Here is an 18,813-nt window from a genome sequence, read left to right as displayed (position 1 = left end):
TTGCTTCCTTAAACCTATAGGATGGCTAACGTCCAAAACGCTAGCCATGAGCCGCCGTCAGAGGTACCACGACAGCGACATTGACTCAGTGATATTGTACCGATGCCACTAGCCACAAAAAAACGCCATTTTTTGTAAGGGTATTTTCCCTGCAAGTTATTCGCCATTGATGAAATCAACACCAGAATGCGTTGATAAATCAATCGAAAAAACAACTATTAACGTTTTTTCACTATTCTGTATGAATAAAGCGGTCATGCCCACTTTTTTATGACGCCGTTTTCAGGAATACTGTGCGGATTGAGCGAGTTAAGGATTATGTTCGGTCACTTTTATTATGCGCTTATTTATTACTCTTTTTATATTATTTTTCAGTAATCTATCCCTGAACGTCGTTCAGGCTGCGCCGCATACCCCGCATTCTGCGCCGAAGAAAAGCGCCGTTGAAGAAACCAACAAGAAAAGCCGCCAAACAAAGGGTAATGCTAAATCACCGACACCGATCAAAAGCAAAAAACCAGAACCTACCGCCGCCAGAACGAAAACCAAGCCCCGTAGCGCGAACAAATCAACAGAGAAAAAGCCATCCCGGACGCAAAGCAGCACGCCCGCGCTAGTGAAAAAAAACCTCAAAAAGCTGAAGCCTGAAGAAGAGAAGCAGACGACCGCGCAGGTCAGAGTCAAAACCGGGCTGAAAAAGACAGTGCTCAAGGGAAAGGTAGATAAAAACCCGTCACCCACGGAAAAAGGAATGGCGCTGAGCGCGGCACATAAAAAGCGTTATCAGCATGCCAAAACGACAGCAATGAATAAGTTGATGAGCCAGATAGGTAAGCCTTATCACTGGGGCGGTTCATCACCCTTTACTGGATTCGACTGCAGCGGGCTGGTCTATTACGCGTACAAAGATGTCGTTAAAATCCAAATTCCGCGCACCGCTAACGAAATGTATCATCTGCGTGATGCCGCTCCGATTAAAAAGAGCGAACTGGAAAGCGGCGATTTGGTGTTCTTCCGCATCAATAATCGTGGCGCAGCCGATCACGTCGGAGTTTATCTGGGAGAAGGGAAATTTATTCAGTCGCCGCGTACAGGTTCAGATATTCGTATCAGCAAGCTGAGTGAAGATTACTGGCAGGAGCACTACGTGGGCGCGCGTCGCGTGGTCACACCGCAGACAATTCGTTAAGAGACAGACAACCTACATCGAATGGAAATGATTCAGACACGTTTTATGTAGCATCAACGTGTCTGAATACCTAGCCTGTGCAGAGCATCGTTCGGTTAATTCAGCACCGCAATAAAACTAAACGTGATGATGACAGCCAACGAGCCAACGGTTGTCAGCAAAGACATCTTCAGATCTGTATCCATAAACCACTCCTTTATTAGCGAACAAATTTTAGCTGAAAATTTCACCTGAAAGCGCTATCTGAAATAAAGACACCGCGATTCACAGCCGAACCCATTTAGGCAGTTAAATCTACAAATAATAGGGTTATTACGATTCTTTCATAATTCTAGTGAAAAATCTCGGACGTATGCATCACTAATAGTATAAATTACCCCTTTCACTTTCATGATAAATCGGACACAATCCGCTGTTTATGAAAGCGCTGCGTATCAGTCGAAAAACGTCAACCCAGATCCCTTCGGTATAACATTCGGCATTCTCCTTCTGAAATCCTGTTTTTTAGCTTAGAAGAAGAACATTAAACGTAGGCAAACGATTAACAATATACTTACGTCTGTAACAGGTAAGTTCAGGAGTCATTTTTAGATGGCAACGATTAAAGATGTGGCAAAACGTGCTGGCGTTTCCACCACAACCGTATCGCACGTGATCAATAAAACACGTTTCGTCGCCGAAGAGACCAAGGCAGCCGTCAGGGCGGCAATCAAAGAATTGCACTATTCGCCCAGCGCCGTCGCCCGCAGCCTCAAAGTTAATCACACCAAATCTATCGGTTTGCTGGCCACATCCAGCGAAGCGCCCTACTTCGCCGAAATCATTGAAGCTGTCGAAAACAGCTGCTACGCCAAGGGTTACACGCTGGTGCTGTGTAATTCGCATAACGACATCGGTAAACAGCGCGCCTATCTCTCCATGCTGGCGCAAAAACGCGTCGACGGCCTGCTGGTCATGTGCGCCGAATATCCACCTGAACTGTTGGCGATGCTGAAAGATTATCGCAGCATTCCGATGGTCGTGATGGACTGGGGGCAGATGCACAGCGATTTTACCGATACGATTATCGATAACGCCTTTGAAGGCGGTTATATGGCCGGTCGCTACCTGATCGAACGTGGTCATCGGGATATCGGTGCTATCCCTGGTATTCAAGAACGTAACACCGGCAGCGGACGCTACCTCGGCTTCTTAAAAGCGTTAAAGGAAGCCGACATCACCGTGCGTGAAGAGTGGGTTGTTCAGGGCGATTTCGAGCCGGAGTCCGGTTATAAAGCGATGCATCAAATTCTCGCGCAGAAACAGCGGCCAACGGCCGTATTCTGCGGTGGCGATATCATGGCGATGGGCGCGATCTGTGCGGCAGATGAATTAGGTCTGCGCGTGCCGCAGGATATTTCGGTGATCGGTTATGACAACGTGCGCCACGCGCGTTTCTTTACGCCGGCACTGACGACCATCCATCAGCCGAAAGAGCGTCTGGGGCAGTCTGCTTTCGCGATGTTGCTGGATCGCATTACCAGCAAGCGGGAAGATGCGCACGTCATCGAAGTGCACCCGACGCTGATTGAGCGCCGCTCGGTTGCAGACGGCCCTTACCTCGACTATCGCCGCTAACGGCAGCAATACCGTCCAAACGATTTTTCTATTCCTGTTCGCTTTCCTCTCTGCTTCAGCCCATTTTCTTGTATGCTGGCTGAAGCAGTTATAAATCTACTATCGCGTTTCATTTCCTCTGGTGACAGCCGATTACGTCGGCTGCGATAAGTGCTGTCCAGGTGTTTTACGATACTTTTACATAAAGTTAAGGAGACATGATGGGTTCACCTTATACAGAAGAATGGGATCACGATGCCACGCCTTGGTTCCGCATAATGCGGGATAAGTTGGCCGCTGCGGATATCATAATCAACGGTACCCGCCCTTTTGACATCCGCGTGATTAATCCCGGCATTTTTAAACGTGTCTTGCGAGAAGGTTCATTGGGATTAGGTGAAAGCTATATGGATGGGTGGTGGGAGTGTGAACGGCTGGATATGTTTTTCCATCGTGTCCTGCGCGCAGGGCTAGGGAAAACCTTACCTCACCGCCTGCACGATGCCATGCGAGTCGCCCTCTCTCGCGTCACGAATTTACAATCCCGTCGGCGCGCTCAAGTGGTCGGTGAAGTGCACTACGACCTGGGGAACGATCTTTTTACCCTCATGCTGGATCCTTACATGCAATACTCCTGCGCCTACTGGAAACAGGCACAAACGCTGGAACAGGCACAGGAAGATAAACTCACCATGATTTGTGAAAAACTCCAGCTTAAATCCGGCATGACGCTGCTGGATATCGGCTGCGGATGGGGCGGGCTTGCTGAGTTCGCGGCGCGGCGTTACGGTGTTTCCGTTTACGGCATCACCATTTCCAGAGAACAGCAGGCACTGGCACAACAGCGCTGTCAGGATCTGGACGTCATCGTTGCGTTACAAGACTACCGCGATCTGAACCAGCAATTCGATCGGATTGTTTCTGTTGGCATGTTTGAACACGTCGGCCCGCGTAACTATGGCACTTACTTTCGCATGGCAAAGCGTAATCTAAAGCCTGATGGACTGTTTCTGCTGCATACCATCGGAGCCAATAAGACCACCCCACACATTGACCCCTGGATGAATAAATACATTTTCCCCAACGCCTGCATTCCCTCCATACAGCACATTGCGCAGGCGAGTGAGCCTTACATGGTGATGGAGGACTGGCACAACTTCGGTGCCGATTACGATCGCACATTAATGGCATGGCAAGCCCGTTTTCAGCAATGTTGGCCGCAACTTGCCACACGCTACACTGAACGCTTTCGTCGAATGTTCAGCTATTATTTGAACGCTTGTGCAGGGGAATTCAGAGCAAGAGAACTTCAGCTCTGGCAGATCGTATTCAGTATCAATGGAATAGATGGTGGATTACGCGTTTCACGCTGAGAGGAAAGAGAAAACCGGACGAGGTTGTTCGTCCGGTTTACAAAAACAGGCAACGTAGAAATTACGCTTCGTTGGCGGGGTCGCTCGCCTGCTTGCTGGCCAACACGCGTTCAACCGTATCCACTACGGCCTGTGTCTGCGGATCGATTTCAATGTTGATGCGATGCCCCAGACGTTTCTGTCCCAGCGTCGTGCGGTTCAGCGTTTCAGGAATTAAATGCACGCAGAAACGCCCGCGGGTGACTTCCCCTACCGTCAGGCTGATGCCATCAATCCCGACGAAGCCTTTATGCAGCACGTATTTCATCAGCGCTTCATCTGCCAGGCGGAACCAAATCTGATGGTTATTCTCTGAAACCTGAATCTTCACCACTTCAGCCGTACACATGATGTGGCCCGACATGACGTGTCCACCAATCTCGTCACCGAATTTTGCGGCGCGCTCAATATTCACGACATCGCCTTCATGAATATCGCCCAGATTCGTTAATCGCAGCGTTTCTTTCATGAGATCAAAACTGACACGATCGCCGTCAATGGCGGTTACCGTCAGGCAGCAGCCGTTGTGCGCCACCGAGGCGCCGGGCACCAGCCCTGGCAGTAGGTCGGGGGGAAGTTGGACAACGTGCGTGCGAAAGTTGGATTTTTCTTCAATCGACACCACCGGCGCGGTGCCCTGAACAATACCGGTAAACATGCGGTTTGCCTCTTAAAAACAAAGAAATGACTTTGTGCAGTGTGCCCGATATTCCGCGGAAAACCAAACCGGAATACGGTACGCCAGACGCTATCGAAACCGCAACGTAACAAAAAGAATATATTCTCTTTCAAGCTGGTTTACTTTTATTAAGTCGTTACAATAACGATCTCGTTTTATTCTTGACGTTTTTCATATCCAGATTATTCATCCCGCTAGCAAAATTAAGTCATTCAAGGAAGGTATCCGTGCAACAGTATCTGACAGAAGCGCGTAAATTATCGGCGCTTGCTGTTCCTGTCATTATTGCGCAAGTGTCTCAAACGTCGATGGGTGTGGTTGATACCATCATGGCCGGTGCTTATAGCGCCACCGATATGGCCGCCGTCGCCGTGGGAACCTCTATCTGGCTACCCGCCATTCTTTTTGGCCATGGCCTGCTGTTGGCGCTGACGCCCGTTGTCGCACAGCTCAACGGTTCCGGTCGACGCGATCGCATCTCGCATCAGGTACGACAATCCTTTTTTCTGGCCGCCATTATTTCCATATTTACCATGCTGGCGCTGTATCAAGGGGAATATGCCATCAATCTGATGAGCGACGATTCGCCAGAACTGGCCGCGAAGGCTATCGGTTACCTGCATGCGCTACTGTGGGGCGTACCCGGCTATCTGTTCTATCAGGTTTTACGCTGCCAGTGCGAAGGGCTGTCCAAAACCTACCCCGGCATGATGATTGGGTTCATCGGGCTGTTAATCAACATTCCGATTAACTATGTCTTTATCCACGGCAAATTTGGTATGCCCGAACTGGGCGGCGTAGGCTGCGGCGTCGCGACCGCGTCGGTTTACTGGATCATGATGCTGTTGATGATGTTCTATACCCGGCACGCCTCCTGGCTACGCGATATCCGCCAGCATCGCCCTGCATTCCGTCTGGACGGTGCCGTGCTAAAACGCCTCTTTGGCCTCGGTTTACCCATCGCGTTGGCGCTGCTTTTTGAAGTCACGTTGTTTGCCGTGGTGGCACTATTGGTGTTGCCGCTGGGCGTCGTCGATGTGGCTGGTCACCAGATTGCCCTGAACTTCAGTTCGCTGATGTTTGTTCTTCCGCTCTCGGTTGGCGTTGCCACTACCATTCGCGTCGGGCATCGCTTAGGCGAAGGTTCAGTTGAGAACGCCCGCATTGCCGCGCACACTGGCATTATGGCCGGCGTGGCGTTAGCCAGCTGTACAGCCATTTTCACCACGCTACTGCGTGAACCTATCGCCCTGCTCTACAATCAGGACCCGCTGGTTGTCGCGATGGCTTCTCAGCTCATGCTGCTGGCTGCCGTTTATCAAATCTCCGATGCCGTTCAGGCCATCGGCAGTGGCGTGTTACGCGGCTATAAAGATACCCGGTCGATTTTCTATATTACGTTCACCGCGTACTGGGTGCTGGGATTGCCGAGCGGCTACCTGCTGGCGTTGACGGATATCATCGTCCCACGCATGGGACCGGCGGGGTTCTGGTGTGGTTTCATCATTGGCCTGACGGCAGCAGCAGTGATGATGGTGACGCGGATTCGTTTTCTCCAGCGCCAGCCTGCCGCACGGATTTTAGCGCGCGCCGCCCGCTAGATAACGTTTCATCCAGTTTACGTCGAAAAAAACGACGGAATGGATACAACCCCAGCAATCGCGCTGGCAAGAGCACAAAATTGCATTTTTCCTCTTGCCAGCTTTCCCCTTGCTCGCTACTATTCGCCTCGCTGTCAGACAGGCAGCCCGGTATCTCAATGCGTTCATAGCTCAGTTGGTTAGAGCACCACCTTGACATGGTGGGGGTCGTTGGTTCGAGTCCAATTGAACGCACCATTCCTTGTATTTCAAAATACTTCATGTTCACTATTTCCTACTGAAAATAATCTGCTCAATCCTCTGTTGAATCTGCATTAATTATCTTCCCGTAATACCAATTGCATTCCGTCTATTTGATCTGACTCAAAAGCAACGCACTGAACTTCCACAGGTTTGTATAGACACCTCGACGGTTATGATAGAATCCTTCCGCGAAAATGATATTGAAAGAGTAGATTGCAATGGATTGGTTACGTGATTACATACCGCTACTTCTCATTGGCGGTGGAATATGGGAAATTTTTCACGTCTATAACGGATTAAAGTCAGGCGTATTGGTTGAGAGAATTAATAGAAAAGACGTGACCTTTCATCGTGGTGAATTTTGTTTTAATTTTTGGATCGGCTTTCATATTATTTTTTCAATAGGAACGTTCGCCGTTAGCCTCTTTCTCATCAAAAAATATTTGCTCCTCCCTGACTGGCTGCACGTGTATGTCTCTCACTTTTATTCGCTCTGACAACAGCAACGTCTCGATGTGACTTTGCATGGTGTCCACACTTATCACAGGTCGTGTCACGCCAGAGTATTACTCTGGCGCAAAAGCAAACGTTCCGCCACTCTTTCTACCCTGCTTAACCGTCTGGAAAAACAGGGCTCAACTCCACATGCCACTTGAAGTATGAAGGGGATATACGACAGAGCGCCGCCGTTATTCCGTTAGAGGTTCGATCACCACCACGCACTGCCCGGCGCGCACGGATGCACCGGGCTGGCAGCGGATATCCTGCACCATGCCGCGCTGCGGCGATACAATCGGAATTTCCATTTTCATCGATTCGAGAATCATCAGTGTTTCTCCCTCCGCGACCGTTTTGCCAACCTCCGTCGTCACCTGCCACAGATTGCCGGAAATCGAACTTTCTACGCCGACCAGTCCCGGTTGGAGCGGCGCGTCGTCCGCCTCCTCAATCACCATGTCGACACTATCCGTCAACGATTGACCGGCAATACGCCAGCGTTCGCGCTCCGCCTCAAACGCTGCCCGCTGACGCACGCGGAATGCCTCGATGCCCTCCGCTTCCCGTGACAGAAAATCCTGATAGGCGCTTAACGCCAGCTCGCTTTGCTCGATCCGCAACGGATAGCGCCCCAGCGGGAAATCCCGTCGGATAGATAACAATTCGTCGGCCGACACCGGATAGAAGCGAATTTGGTCAAAGAAGCGTAGCAGCCACGGTTTACCGTCAAACGCGTCAACGCCGCGATAGCGATCCCACATTTGCAGCGTACGTCCGACAAACTGGTAGCCTCCCGGCCCTTCCATGCCGTAAACGCACAGGTACGCACCACCGATGCCCACCGAGTTTTCCGCCGTCCAGGTGCGCGCCGGATTATATTTGGTAGTGACTAAGCGATGGCGCGGATCCAGAGGCGTTGCCACCGGTGCACCGAGATAAACATCACCCAGCCCCATCACCAGATAGCTGGCGTCAAAAACCGTGCGGTAAACCTCATCGAGGTTATCCAACTCGTTAATACGCCGGATAAATTCAAGATTGCTCGGGCACCAGGGCGCATCGTTGCGTACCGTGGTCATGTATTTTTGGATCGCCAGTTGGCAAGCGGGATCGTCCCAGGACAGCGGCAGATAAACCACCCGCGACGGCACGGTCAGATTCTGCTGGGTGCAAACCTCCTGCCATAGCGTGGACAGCACGTCCAGCAGGTGCAACAGCGAAAGCGCCTCAGGGCGATAATGTACCTGCAACGAGCGGATACCCGGCGTCACGTCAACGATGCCATCGAGCGTCAGTTGTTCCAGCGCCAGCATCAGCGCATGGACGCGGAAACGCAGCGCGACATCCAGTTCCGCCGCCCCCACTTCCAGCAGTAAATGGGTATCGCCGGACAGTCGTGCAACCAGTCGTTTATCCGCGTCACCGATATCCAACACCACCGGAGAAATCAGCGCGGCAGGCGACCAGTCGATCGCAATCGGAGCAAGCTGCTCCACCTCCGCCTGACGTGCCAGCGCCAGCGCGCGCGCCGTGGGGAGATCGACAGGAATAAAGCGTACGCGGTCACCGGCGTTGAGCTGCCCCAGCGCCCACAGATCGGCCTCAATCACCGTCACCGGGCAAACGAAGCCTCCCAGACTCGGACCATCCGGCCCCAGAATCACCGGCATATCGCCAGTGAAATCCACCGCGCCGATAGCATAAGGGTTATCGTGAATATTCGACGGGTGTAGCCCCGCCTCACCGCCGCTATCGCGCACCCACTCCGGTTTCGGACCAATCAGACGCACGCCCGTGCGGCTGGAGTTAAAATGCACTTCCCATTCGGTGGTGAGAAACGTGTCCATATAGGCAGGCGTGAAATAATCCGGTGCTGCATGTGGGCCATAAATCACGCGCAGTTCACGTACGGTAGACAACGTGGTGCGCAACGCGTCCGGCAGGCTGTCGCCGATACGTCGGTCAGCGAGCGGCGCGAAGTGCAATACATCACCCGCCCGTAGCGCTCTACCCGCGTGACCACCAAATTGCCCCAGTGTGAAGGTGCTTTTACTGCCGAGATAATCCGGCACGTCGAGACCACCGCGCAGGCAAAGATAGCTGCGGACTCCCTGCGCATTCGCCGCACCTAAGCGCAGCGTGGCGCCCGCCAGTATCGCAAAGACGCTATCCATCAGGACAGGTTTGCCGTCTAATTCGATAGCGATAGCCGCACCGGTGACCGCCGCCACCGCATCCGTATTAAAACGCAACGTCGGCCCGTTCATCGTGATCTCCAGCGCGGCCGTGCCCGCCGGATTCCCTACCAGACGGTTGCCTAAACGCAGCGCGCGATCGTCCATTGGACCCGATGGCGGCACGCCGACCGCCCAGTACCCGAGACGTCCGGGATAGTCCTGTACGGTGGTCTGCGTACCCGCGCTCACCACTTCGCAGGTTGTCGCCTGATAGACCAGCGCATCCAGACAACGTGTCCACGGTTGGCCGCAGGCAAATGGCTCTGCCGCCAGAATCTGACGCAGATAGTCACGGTTGTGTTCCACGCCGTAGAGTCGCGTATCCGCTAGCGCCCGATCCAGCCCAGCCATCGCCTGCTCGCGGGTAGGCTCATAGGCGATAATCTTAGCCAGCATCGGGTCGAAAAACGGCGGGATCTCGCATCCGGCCGTCACCCAAGTGTCGATGCGCAGACGATGCCCCTCTGCGGCGGGAAACGCGACTTCCGTCAGTAACCCCGGCGACGGCTGGAACTGCTTGCCCGGATCTTCCGCGTACAGACGCGCCTGAATCGCATGCCCCTGAGGATTTAGTCCGACGGCCAGCTCGCGCAGCGGTGGTAAATCCCCCGCAGCCAGTTCGATCATCCAACGCACCAGATCCACGCCCCAGACCTGTTCCGTGACGCCGTGTTCCACTTGCAAACGCGTATTCACTTCAAGAAAGTAAAAACGGTCCGTCGCGCTGTCATAAACGAATTCCACCGTTCCGGCACTGCGGTAATTCACCGCCTGCGCCAGACTGATTGCCGCCGCGCACAGCGCATCGGCGACCCCATCCGGTAAGTTGGGCGCGGGGGTTTCTTCAATCACTTTCTGGTTACGGCGCTGTACCGAACAATCCCGAACACCCAACGCCAGCACGTCGCCCTGACCATCGCCAAAAATCTGTACCTCCAGATGCCGGGCGCGCTCGATATACTTTTCGATGAATACGCCTGCATCGCTGAAGTTGTTCTGCCCCAGACGTTTTACCGTTTCAAACGCGTCGGACAACTCCGTGGCGCTATAGCAGATGCGCATTCCGATCCCGCCGCCGCCCGCCGTGCTTTTAAGCATCACCGGATAGCCGATCGTTACCGCCGCACCGAGGGCCGCATCAATATTTTCCAGCAGCTCGGTGCCTTCCAGCAGCGGCACGTTGTGTTTTTTCGCCAGCGCGCGCGCCGTATGCTTTAAGCCGAATACCCGCAGTTGCTGTGGCGTCGGCCCGACAAAGGCGATCTGCGCCGCTTCGCAGGCTTCGGCAAACGCCGCATTCTCGGACAGAAAACCATAGCCGGGATGAATGGCCTGCGCGCCGCTATGCCGAGCCGCAGAGAGAATTTTTTCTACATCCAGATAGGTGTGCGCCGCCGCGCCCTCGCCCAGGCTAATGGCTTCATCGGCGTCCTGAATATGCAGGCTACTGATATCGGCATCGGAATAGACCGCGACGCCACGGACGTTCATCTCGCGCAGCGAACGCAGAATACGGCACGCTATCGCACCACGGTTGGCAATCAGAAGTTTGTCGAACATACGCTAGACTCATGCAAGGGCAGGTCGTCCCGCCAGAATGCGATCCGCATGATGGTCGTCCATCACGGTAACGGTCAAAGGATGTAGAGGCGTGCTACCACACCGAAATCATCAGGTTTTGTCAGACTGAGAACGGCTCGTCGACGGCAGAAAATACCGGTTTGCCCTTGCCTCCAGCGCGCTCACCAGCCACATTTTCACTCGCTGCCAGCGCGTAGGTTTTTCACCGCCGCGATCCGTCGTCAGTTCCATACCAGCACCTCCGCTGGCGTTGGGTTCCAGCCGTTGCACGGGTTATTCAACTGCGGACAGTTGGAGATCAGCACGATGACATCCGTTTCAGCGCGCATTTCCACGTATTTCCCCAGTGCAGAAATGCCGTCCTCAAAGGTCAACCCGCCTTCCGCCGTCACCGGCACATTCATAAAGAAATTGATGTTCGCGCCAATGTCCTTTTTATTCAGGCGGCCATCGTGCAGACAGGCGCAGAGAAAATTGTCGCGACAGCTATGCATGTAGCGTCGGTCGAGCGCATAGCGCACGGTATTGCTTTCCTGCGCACAGGCACCGCCCAGCGTGTCATGGCGGCCGCAGGTGTCGGCGACAATCGTCAGCAGCGGATTTCCAAGGTTGGAATACAGCACGCTGCCCGTCGTCAGATAGACGCTATTCTGGCGTCGCAGCGTACGTTGTGGATCGTAGCGTTCGCGCGGGTCACCGACGCGATAGAACAAGGTATCCACCGCCTGATTGCCTTCCAAATCCAGCAGTCGCAGCGTCTGTCCCTGTTTCACCTCAAACAGATAGGGTTCTCCGGCAGGAATCACATGGCGGAATACCGCCTCCTCAGGCGTTTTATTGCTGGCAATTAACGTCATGTCCGGCCTCCTTACAGATAAAAGCGTTCGGTATTGTGAAACGCACGTGCATTTTCCTCACGGAACGCACGGCAGTACGCGGCAACATCTTCGCCTTCCGCTCGGCTCCAGGTAAGCGCAATCGGGCGCGGCGCATAAGTCGGATGAGGATCCATCGGGTGTTGCAAGGCGGTCAGCACCACCAGCGTATCCATCGGCGCATACAGCTCGATGTAGTCCCCCGCCTGAGCATAATTGGCGTGAAAATGAAATTGCCCTTGCTCATCCACGGTGACTTTGCTGAACAGGTTGATCGTCATCAGCAGATCTTGCAGATTGAGGTTCCATTTCCCCATCTCGACCAACAGGTTATCCATGCCGTTACGGAAAAAGTCGTTGCGCCGTTCCTGATAACGCCCTTGCCCGTATTTCTCCTGTACTTCCTGCGCATTGAGCACGCCGCCAAAGCTGTCGTGCCAGCCGCACGTATCGGTAACGATCGCCGCCAGCACGCGCCCCATATCGGAATAGAGACAGTGCCCGACCGTCAGCCTGGCGGTATGTTGCCCTTTCAGGGTATCCGGTAGGTTCAGGCGTTCGCTGGTCTGGTGCGCATTGAACAACAGCAGGCCAACATTGCCGCCGCCTTCAACATCTTCGATGCGCAGAATCTGTCCGCGCTTGAGAATGAAAGAGGTATGTCCTCCGCCCGGAATGACTTCTTCATCAAATGGGGTTCGGCCTGTCGATGTGTTTGTCGATGTCTGTATCTCTGTCATCACAGAAAGCTCCTTAAAGGGGGGATATCGCCGCACTGACCACGGGAGGCACTGGCGTAAGCGCACGCTGACGCGTAGCGAGACGCTCCTGATTAAGCGGGATGTCATAGGTAATGCGTGCGCCATAGGCTTCCGGCGCATGCGGATCGACACGGACTTTGTCGAACACCAGCAAACGCGTACCGAGGTGGAAACCTTCCGGCAAATCGTGGGTGACCATAAAAACCGTTAAGCGGGTTTCCCGCCACAGCTCCAACAGCAGCGTGTGCATATCGCCGCGAATACCGGGATCCAGCGCGCCAAACGGCTCATCGAGCAGCAGGATGCGAGGCTGGACAATAAACGCCTGTGCAATCGCAAGCCGTTGCTGCATGCCGCCGGAAAGCTGGTTGGGGTATTTATGCATGGCGTGTCCAAGCCCGACGCGCTCCAGCATCCGCGCGGCGCGATCTCTTGCCGCTTGCTTATGTTGCCCGAATAACCTGCCAAGCCAGGGGGAACGCGGGATTTCCAACCCTATCACCACGTTTTCCAGCACGGTCAAATGTGGGAAAACCGAATAGCGCTGAAACACCACGCCGCGGCTGGCATCCGGTTCTGCGGGCAGCGGCTTCCCTTCAAGCCGAACTTCGCCACGGCTGGGCGTTTCCTGTCCCAGTAGCAGGCGCAGAAAGGTGGATTTACCGCAGCCGGATGCCCCGACCATCGTGCAGAACGCCCCTTCCTCAACGTTCAGGTTAAGCCGTTCCAGCACCACGTGGTCGCCGTATTCCTGCCAAATGTTATCGATTTCGATAAAACTCATGCTTTGCTTTCCTCTGACCACGGGAACCAGCGGCGATGCAGCCAGCGCAGCGCCATATCCATGAGCCATGCCAGCAGCGTGATCCATACGACATACGGCAGAATCACATCCATCGCCATGTAGCGTCGTACCAGAAAGATGCGGTAACCCAGCCCGGCCGTTGCTGAAATCGCTTCGGCAGAAATCAGGAATAGCCACGCAGCGCCCAGCAACAGCCGCAGTGAAATCAGCAGCCGCGACAGCAGTTGCGGCAGAATGACACGCAGAACCACCACCCAACTGTTCGCACCTAATGTCTGAGCTTTAATCAACGTTTCCTGCGGTATGTTGCGGGCGCGCTGTTCGAGATCGCGCGCTAGCATCGGCGTAACGCCAATGACGATCAGCATCACTTTCGAAAGTTCATCTAAGCCAAAGACGATAAAAAGGATGGGTAAAATCGCCAGCGGCGGGATCATCGACAATACGGTCATCAACGGCGAGAGCGACGCGCGAAAGAGCGGGAAAGCCCCTGCCGCAATCCCGAACAGCAGGCTCAACAGGCTGGCGATCCCCAGCCCCAGCGCGAGGCGCACCAGACTGGCCTGCGTATCCAGCCAGAACAGGTAGTCACCGCTGCGTTTGTCCTCGGTCAATGCCATGCGCTGCATCGCCTCGGCCATTTGCCCGAGACTCGGCAGGAGTTTGTCATTCGGGTTAGCCTCCAGCCGCAGCGCCGACCCAACGAGGTACAGCACCAGCAGCACGACAAACGGCAGCAGAACCAGCAACAGTCGTCCGCCCCGGCTGGGTGAGCGATTGATCAAGCGCACGGTAGTTTCTCCAGTCTGTGGGATCAGAGTTTGTGCTCTGCGGCCAGACGCACGAAAGTGTCGTCAAAGCGCAGTTTCACATTGGCACGGTCACCCTGTGTGACCTGTCCGGGGAATGTCATGCCGATAAAATCTGCACTCTGTGCGCCTGCGCCAAGCAGCCCTTTATCGAAGGAGAAATCCGCGACGCGCTTCATGGTGTTAGGAAGATCCGAACTGGTCAGAAACGCCAGATTGTCCTGCGCGGAATAAAACAGATGGGTGGTTTTTAACTGGGCCTGATAGCCGGCCAAGTCGGTGCCGGAAGCAGCAGCCATTGACTCCAGCGCCGGTTTGTCGCCCGCTTTCATTAGCGCCATCATTTCAAACCAGGCACCAGCCAGCGCTTTGCCCAACGCCGGATTGTCCTGTAGCGTCTGCGTGTTCACGACCATCATGTCGATCAGCTCACCGGGGATCTGACCGGACTGAAAGACTTCCGTGGTGTCCGGCTGGCTTTTGATTGCAGAAAGCTGTGGGTTCCAGGCGACAGCCGCCTGCACGCTGCGGGTAGCGAAGGCGGCGACAATATCGGCATCCGACGTGTTGACGACCGTGACATCCCGTTCTCTCAAGCCAGCGGTTTCCAGACCGCGCACCAGCAGGTAATGCGAGACCGAGAGTTCAGGCAGATTGACCTTCATCCCACGCAAATCGCTCAGCGTTTTCCCTTTGCCTTTGAGCACAATACCGTCGTTGCCTGCGGAGAAACTGCCGAGCAGCAGCGCCGTGGTATCCACACCGCCCGCGGCAGGAATAGTCAGCGCATCCATGTTGGTCATCGTACAGCCGTCAAATTGTCCGGCGGTGTATTGGTTGATCGACTCGACGTAGTCGTTGAGCTGGGTGACCTTAATCTTGATGCCGTACTTGTCGGCCCATTTATCAATAATACCTTGCGTGCCGATGAATCCCCACGGCATCCATCCGGCGTAGATAGTCCAGCACACATTGAATTGCGTTTTAGGCGCCGCCTGAGAAGGGAAGCTCAGCAAGGCTGAGAGACTGAGGACGCAAACGCCCAGTAAACGAGATAGGTTCATGCCAGACCTCCGGTTGAGTAGGAAAAAAGCGGGAACAGCGCGACACCATGGGTGTTGCTGTCTCCCGGGCTTTTGTCCCGCCGTGTAACCTCAACTGGAGGTCGCCAGCTCTCGGACCAGACATCCATATTGCATGGATCGGAACCCTAGCCAGCTATTCAGGTTGTTCAGCGCCCTATGTGGTGCTGTCCCGAATAGATAAGAGCAAAATGCGTGCCAGCACCGAAAATTCCGGTACTGCGGTGGTTTATAGGGAGAATGATAGGGAGAAGTGCGCCGCTCTCGCGCCATCTCGGTGCAGTAGCACAGCGAGTGCGCTTCACGGCAGTGCAGTGAGGGTTAGCGGGCATGGGGCTTAGCGTGCAGAACGGTTCTCCGCTATTTTTTCCAGCAGCGCGCTGAACGTGGCCTGTTCCTCAGGTGACAGTACCTGAAGCATCTGCGCCTCAATCTGTTTTTCCTGATGCAGAAAAACCTGCGTAAACGCGACGCCCTTATCGGACAGACTGAGCCACACGCTGCGGCCATCATCCGGGTTATCGATCTTGCGGACATAATCGCGTTTGACCAGCTCCGCGACCATGCGGGTGATCTGCGCCTTATCTCGCCCCACCGTTTTCGCCAGCAACTGAGGCGTAATGCGCCCTTCCATCGCGATGATCTTACATAGCCGGATATGCACCACATCCAGACTAATGTCGTGTGCTTTCATCTGTTCCTGCATCTGTGCCTTATAGCTTTCCAGTAAGGCAAAAAGAGCTTTCATCATGTTTTATTGACTCAATCAACCAATGATCATATAGTTGATTTTATCAACTATCTATCATGAGTTCAATTTACCGAGGCTACGATGGGAAACGTCTATCAGATTACGGTGGAAGAAAAAGCAGAGCCGCAGCGCACGCTGTCGTTTGAATACTCGATTCACGATGACCTGTTCAAGATACTGGAAAAAGTTGATGGCAAGATGGACATGACGCCAGAACAGACTCAGGCCTTTATCGTCGGTTTGAAACTCTTCAGCGAAGTCATGATGCAGCAAAGAAAACACCCGCTGTTTAAGGAATTTGCCGCCCCGTTCAAAGAATTTATGCTGAATCTCAAAAAGCAGTGAGCCGCAAAGGGCCGCGGTAAAAATGCAGCTCCCCGCGCAGCATGAACAGCAGTACGGGGAGCCTTACCTCTTGTTACTCTGCCAGATCGAAGCGATCCGCATTCATCACTTTCACCCAGGCAGCAACAAAGTCATTCACAAACTTCTCTTTGTTGTCGTCCTGTGCATAAACCTCGGCGTAAGAACGCAGAATGGAGTTGGAACCAAAGACCAGATCCAGACGCGTCGCCGTCCATTTAACTTCACCCGTTTTACGATCGCGGATTTCATACAGGTCTTTACGGTATGGCTTCCACGTGTATTTCATGTCGGTCAGGTTGGCGAAGAAATCATTCGTCAGCGCCCCTTCACGATCGGTAAATACGCCGTGCTTCGTGCCGCCGTAGTTGGTTCCCAACACACGCAGCCCGCCAACCAGCACCGTCATCTCTTTCGCCGTTAACCCCATCAGCTGAGTGCGATCGAGCATCAGCTCTTCCGGGCTCACGGCATAATCTTTCTTCAGCCAGTTGCGGTAGCCATCGTGGATCGGTTCAAGAACGTCGAAAGACTCCACATCGGTCAGGGCATCGGTGGTGTCGCCGCGTCCCGGCGCAAATGGCACGGTGATATTCACGCCCGCTGCCTTCGCCGCTTTCTCAATCCCGACATTACCTGCCAGCACAATGGTATCGGCCACGCTGGCCCCGGTTGCGGCCGCAATATTTTCCAGTACGACCAGCACTCGCGCCAGACGCTCCGGTTCGTTCCCTACCCAATCTTTCTGCGGGGCGAGACGAATCCGCGCACCGTTGGCACCGCCGCGCATATCAGAACCACGGAACGTGCGAGCGCTATCCCATGCGGTGGCTACCAGCTCACTAATGGACAGGCTACTTTCTGCAATGCGTGCTTTGACAACATCGACATCATAGTCGGTACGGCCTGCCGGAACCGGATCCTGCCACAGTAAATCTTCCTGCGGTACATCCGGGCCGAGGTAGCGCGTTTTCGGCCCCATATCACGGTGCGTCAGTTTGAACCACGCGCGGGCAAACACTTCGGAGAAGTAAGCCTGATCCTGATAGAAGCGCTCGGAAATCTTGCGATATTCTGGGTCAACTTTCAGCGCCATATCGGCATCGGTCATCATCGGGTTGTAACGAATAGACGGATCTTCAACGTCCACCGGTTTGTCTTCTTCTTTAATGAAGACAGGTTCCCATTGCCATGCTCCCGCCGGGCTCTTTTTCAGTTCCCACTCGTGATTCAGCAGCATATGGAAGAAGCCGTTATCCCACTGCGTCGGATGCGTTGTCCAGGCACCTTCCAGCCCGCTGGTGACGGTATAGCGCCCTTTGCCCGAACCTGTCGGATTATGCCAGCCCAGGCCCTGTTCACCCACATCCGTTCCTTCCGGCGCCTTACCCAGCAGGCTGGCATCGCCATTACCGTGGGTTTTGCCTACCGTGTGTCCACCCGCCGTCAGGGCAACGGTTTCTTCATCATTCATCGCCATGCGGGAGAAGGTCACGCGCATATCCTGTGCGGTACGCAGCGGATCGGGATTGCCGTCGACGCCTTCCGGGTTAACGTAAATCAGCCCCATCTGTACAGCAGCCAGCGGGTTTTCCAGCGTGGTACGATCGTCGCTACCGTAGCGCCCGGTGCTTTTCGCCAGCCACTCTTTTTCGGAACCCCAATAGATGTCTTTTTCCGGGTGCCAGATATCTTCACGCCCAAAGGCGAAACCGAATGTTTTCAGACCCATAGATTCGTACGCGATATTACCTGCCAGAATAATCAGATCCGCCCAGCTGAGTTTATTGCCGTATTTTTTCTTGATTGGCCACAGTAAACGACGCGCTTTATCGAGGCTGACGTTATCCGGCCAGGAGTTGAGTGGTGCAAAACGCTGGTTACCCGTTCCGCCACCGCCGCGACCGTCGGCTGTACGGTAAGTCCCCGCCGAGTGCCAGGCCATACGAATCATCAGCCCGCCGTAGTGACCCCAGTCCGCCGGCCACCACTCCTGACTGTCGGTCATCAGTGCATGCAGGTCTTTCTTGAGGGCATCGACATCGAGGGTTTTGAGAGCGTCGCGGTAGCTGAAATCGCTGCCTAACGGGTTGGTCTTGGTATCATGCTGATGAAGAATGTCGAGATTGAGGGCATTTGGCCACCAGTCCGTGTTTGATGAGCCAGTAGCCGTATTTCCGCCGTGCATAACCGGACACTTGCCGGCTGGTTTCGTTTTATTCTCGTCCATCATTATCTCCCAGTATGTTGCATTGCCTTAATCGCTGCGCAAGAAGGTGGGTCGTCCTCCGATAACCTTACGGAGACTTCACCTATTCCCTCTTCTTGATG

General features: G+C 54.2%; 16 protein-coding genes, 1 tRNA gene and 1 riboswitch. Of the genes, 6 read left to right on the top strand and 11 right to left on the bottom strand.

Annotation, left to right across the window (positions count from 1 at the left end; translation table 11 throughout):
* Nucleotides 1-337: 337 nt before the first annotated feature.
* Nucleotides 338-1,189, top strand: coding sequence for an NlpC/P60 family protein (locus tag AB8809_RS10340; protein WP_349856048.1), 852 nt, complete (start codon nt 338-340; stop codon nt 1,187-1,189).
* A gap of 95 nt (nt 1,190-1,284) precedes the next feature.
* Here the strand turns inward: AB8809_RS10340 and AB8809_RS10335 are convergent, their stop codons facing one another.
* Entirely contained in the window at nt 1,285-1,374 is a 90-nt protein-coding gene (locus tag AB8809_RS10335; protein WP_129706256.1) for a YnhF family membrane protein, read from the bottom strand.
* Between the two features lie 406 nt (nt 1,375-1,780).
* On the opposite strand from AB8809_RS10335, the gene purR reads away from it, so the two are divergent.
* Together purR and cfa are read left to right on the top strand one after the other, a co-directional pair.
* Nucleotides 1,781-2,806, top strand: a complete 1,026-nt coding sequence (purR, locus tag AB8809_RS10330; protein ID WP_015840601.1) for an HTH-type transcriptional repressor PurR — start codon at nt 1,781-1,783, stop codon at nt 2,804-2,806.
* A gap of 200 nt (nt 2,807-3,006) precedes the next feature.
* On the top strand, nt 3,007-4,158 hold the full coding sequence (gene cfa / locus AB8809_RS10325) for a cyclopropane fatty acyl phospholipid synthase (RefSeq protein WP_336710215.1): 1,152 nt from the start codon (nt 3,007-3,009) through the stop codon (nt 4,156-4,158).
* A gap of 61 nt (nt 4,159-4,219) precedes the next feature.
* On the opposite strand, the gene AB8809_RS10320 is transcribed toward cfa, so the two are convergent.
* Nucleotides 4,220-4,855 carry a riboflavin synthase gene (locus tag AB8809_RS10320; protein ID WP_015840603.1) on the bottom strand — a complete coding sequence of 212 codons (636 nt, stop codon included), beginning with the start codon at nt 4,853-4,855 and terminating at the stop codon, nt 4,220-4,222.
* A 248-nt stretch (nt 4,856-5,103) separates the two neighbouring features.
* Between AB8809_RS10320 and AB8809_RS10315 the strand changes: the two genes are divergently transcribed.
* On the top strand, nt 5,104-6,477 hold the full coding sequence (locus tag AB8809_RS10315; RefSeq protein ID WP_349856049.1) for an MATE family efflux transporter: 1,374 nt from the start codon (nt 5,104-5,106) through the stop codon (nt 6,475-6,477).
* Nucleotides 6,478-6,637: 160 nt separating this feature from the next.
* Nucleotides 6,638-6,714, top strand: a tRNA-Val gene (locus tag AB8809_RS10310).
* Between the two features lie 695 nt (nt 6,715-7,409).
* Here the strand turns inward: AB8809_RS10310 and uca are convergent.
* The 8 genes from uca to AB8809_RS10270 all read right to left on the bottom strand — a co-directional run bounded on the left by uca (nt 7,410) and on the right by AB8809_RS10270 (nt 16,119).
* Nucleotides 7,410-11,015 carry an urea carboxylase gene (gene uca / locus AB8809_RS10305; protein ID WP_349856050.1) on the bottom strand — a complete coding sequence of 1,202 codons (3,606 nt, stop codon included), beginning with the start codon at nt 11,013-11,015 and terminating at the stop codon, nt 7,410-7,412.
* 111 nt (nt 11,016-11,126) lie between these two features.
* Complete coding sequence (locus AB8809_RS10300) at nt 11,127-11,267, bottom strand: hypothetical protein (protein ID WP_349856051.1); 141 nt, start codon at nt 11,265-11,267, stop codon at nt 11,127-11,129.
* Nucleotides 11,258-11,893, bottom strand: a complete 636-nt coding sequence (locus tag AB8809_RS10295) for an urea amidolyase associated protein UAAP2 (RefSeq protein WP_349856052.1) — start codon at nt 11,891-11,893, stop codon at nt 11,258-11,260. Before AB8809_RS10295 ends, AB8809_RS10300 begins: the two co-directional genes overlap by 10 nt.
* An 11-nt stretch (nt 11,894-11,904) precedes the next feature.
* A complete protein-coding gene (locus AB8809_RS10290; protein WP_349856265.1) occupies nt 11,905-12,651 on the bottom strand; it encodes an urea amidolyase associated protein UAAP1 in 747 nt (248 codons plus the stop codon).
* Nucleotides 12,652-12,664: 13 nt separating this feature from the next.
* Entirely contained in the window at nt 12,665-13,456 is a 792-nt protein-coding gene (locus tag AB8809_RS10285) for an ABC transporter ATP-binding protein (RefSeq protein ID WP_180778080.1), read from the bottom strand.
* Nucleotides 13,453-14,268 (bottom strand): ABC transporter permease, encoded by an 816-nt coding sequence (locus tag AB8809_RS10280; RefSeq protein WP_015840611.1) that lies wholly within the window; start codon nt 14,266-14,268, stop codon nt 13,453-13,455. The genes AB8809_RS10285 and AB8809_RS10280 overlap by 4 nt, the downstream gene beginning before the upstream one ends.
* A 23-nt stretch (nt 14,269-14,291) precedes the next feature.
* Nucleotides 14,292-15,350: a putative urea ABC transporter substrate-binding protein gene (locus tag AB8809_RS10275; protein WP_015840612.1), complete on the bottom strand. Its 1,059-nt coding sequence runs from the start codon at nt 15,348-15,350 to the stop codon at nt 14,292-14,294.
* Nucleotides 15,351-15,409: 59 nt separating this feature from the next.
* A riboswitch (guanidine-I (ykkC/yxkD leader) is annotated at nt 15,410-15,511 on the bottom strand.
* Nucleotides 15,512-15,705: 194 nt separating this feature from the next.
* Nucleotides 15,706-16,119 (bottom strand): MarR family winged helix-turn-helix transcriptional regulator, encoded by a 414-nt coding sequence (locus AB8809_RS10270; protein ID WP_181848477.1) that lies wholly within the window; start codon nt 16,117-16,119, stop codon nt 15,706-15,708.
* An 81-nt stretch (nt 16,120-16,200) separates the two neighbouring features.
* Between AB8809_RS10270 and AB8809_RS10265 the strand changes: the two genes are divergently transcribed.
* The gene (locus AB8809_RS10265) at nt 16,201-16,464 is read left to right on the top strand and encodes a DUF3861 domain-containing protein (RefSeq protein WP_181828748.1); all 264 of its coding nucleotides are present in this window, start codon (nt 16,201-16,203) and stop codon (nt 16,462-16,464) included.
* Between the two features lie 73 nt (nt 16,465-16,537).
* On the opposite strand, the gene katG is transcribed toward AB8809_RS10265, so the two are convergent.
* A complete protein-coding gene (gene katG / locus AB8809_RS10260; RefSeq protein WP_015840615.1) occupies nt 16,538-18,712 on the bottom strand; it encodes a catalase/peroxidase HPI in 2,175 nt (724 codons plus the stop codon).
* Nucleotides 18,713-18,813: the final 101 nt, after the last annotated feature.

It is taken from the genome of Pectobacterium aroidearum (assembly GCF_041228105.1).
In the GTDB taxonomy this organism is placed as follows: Bacteria; Pseudomonadota; Gammaproteobacteria; order Enterobacterales; family Enterobacteriaceae; genus Pectobacterium; species Pectobacterium aroidearum.
The sequence above is the reverse complement of the archived record's forward strand: the minus strand, read 5'-3'. Positions and strand labels throughout refer to the sequence as shown.

Excerpts from the sequence above, each read along its gene's own strand:
- AB8809_RS10275 (WP_015840612.1), bottom strand. The coding sequence starts at position 15,350 with ATGAACCTATCTCGTTTACTGGGCGTTTGCGTCCTCAGTCTCTCAGCC.
- AB8809_RS10335 (WP_129706256.1), bottom strand. The coding sequence starts at position 1,374 with ATGGATACAGATCTGAAGATGTCTTTGCTGACAACCGTTGGCTCGTTG.
- uca (WP_349856050.1), bottom strand. The coding sequence starts at position 11,015 with ATGTTCGACAAACTTCTGATTGCCAACCGTGGTGCGATAGCGTGCCGT.
- AB8809_RS10320 (WP_015840603.1), bottom strand. The coding sequence starts at position 4,855 with ATGTTTACCGGTATTGTTCAGGGCACCGCGCCGGTGGTGTCGATTGAA.
- AB8809_RS10300 (WP_349856051.1), bottom strand. The coding sequence starts at position 11,267 with ATGGAACTGACGACGGATCGCGGCGGTGAAAAACCTACGCGCTGGCAG.
- AB8809_RS10285 (WP_180778080.1), bottom strand. The coding sequence starts at position 13,456 with ATGAGTTTTATCGAAATCGATAACATTTGGCAGGAATACGGCGACCAC.
- katG (WP_015840615.1), bottom strand. The coding sequence starts at position 18,712 with ATGGACGAGAATAAAACGAAACCAGCCGGCAAGTGTCCGGTTATGCAC.
- AB8809_RS10265 (WP_181828748.1), top strand. The coding sequence starts at position 16,201 with ATGGGAAACGTCTATCAGATTACGGTGGAAGAAAAAGCAGAGCCGCAG.
- AB8809_RS10290 (WP_349856265.1), bottom strand. The coding sequence starts at position 12,651 with ATGACAGAGATACAGACATCGACAAACACATCGACAGGCCGAACCCCA.
- AB8809_RS10295 (WP_349856052.1), bottom strand. The coding sequence starts at position 11,893 with ATGACGTTAATTGCCAGCAATAAAACGCCTGAGGAGGCGGTATTCCGC.
- AB8809_RS10270 (WP_181848477.1), bottom strand. The coding sequence starts at position 16,119 with ATGATGAAAGCTCTTTTTGCCTTACTGGAAAGCTATAAGGCACAGATG.
- purR (WP_015840601.1), top strand. The coding sequence starts at position 1,781 with ATGGCAACGATTAAAGATGTGGCAAAACGTGCTGGCGTTTCCACCACA.
- cfa (WP_336710215.1), top strand. The coding sequence starts at position 3,007 with ATGGGTTCACCTTATACAGAAGAATGGGATCACGATGCCACGCCTTGG.
- AB8809_RS10340 (WP_349856048.1), top strand. The coding sequence starts at position 338 with ATGCGCTTATTTATTACTCTTTTTATATTATTTTTCAGTAATCTATCC.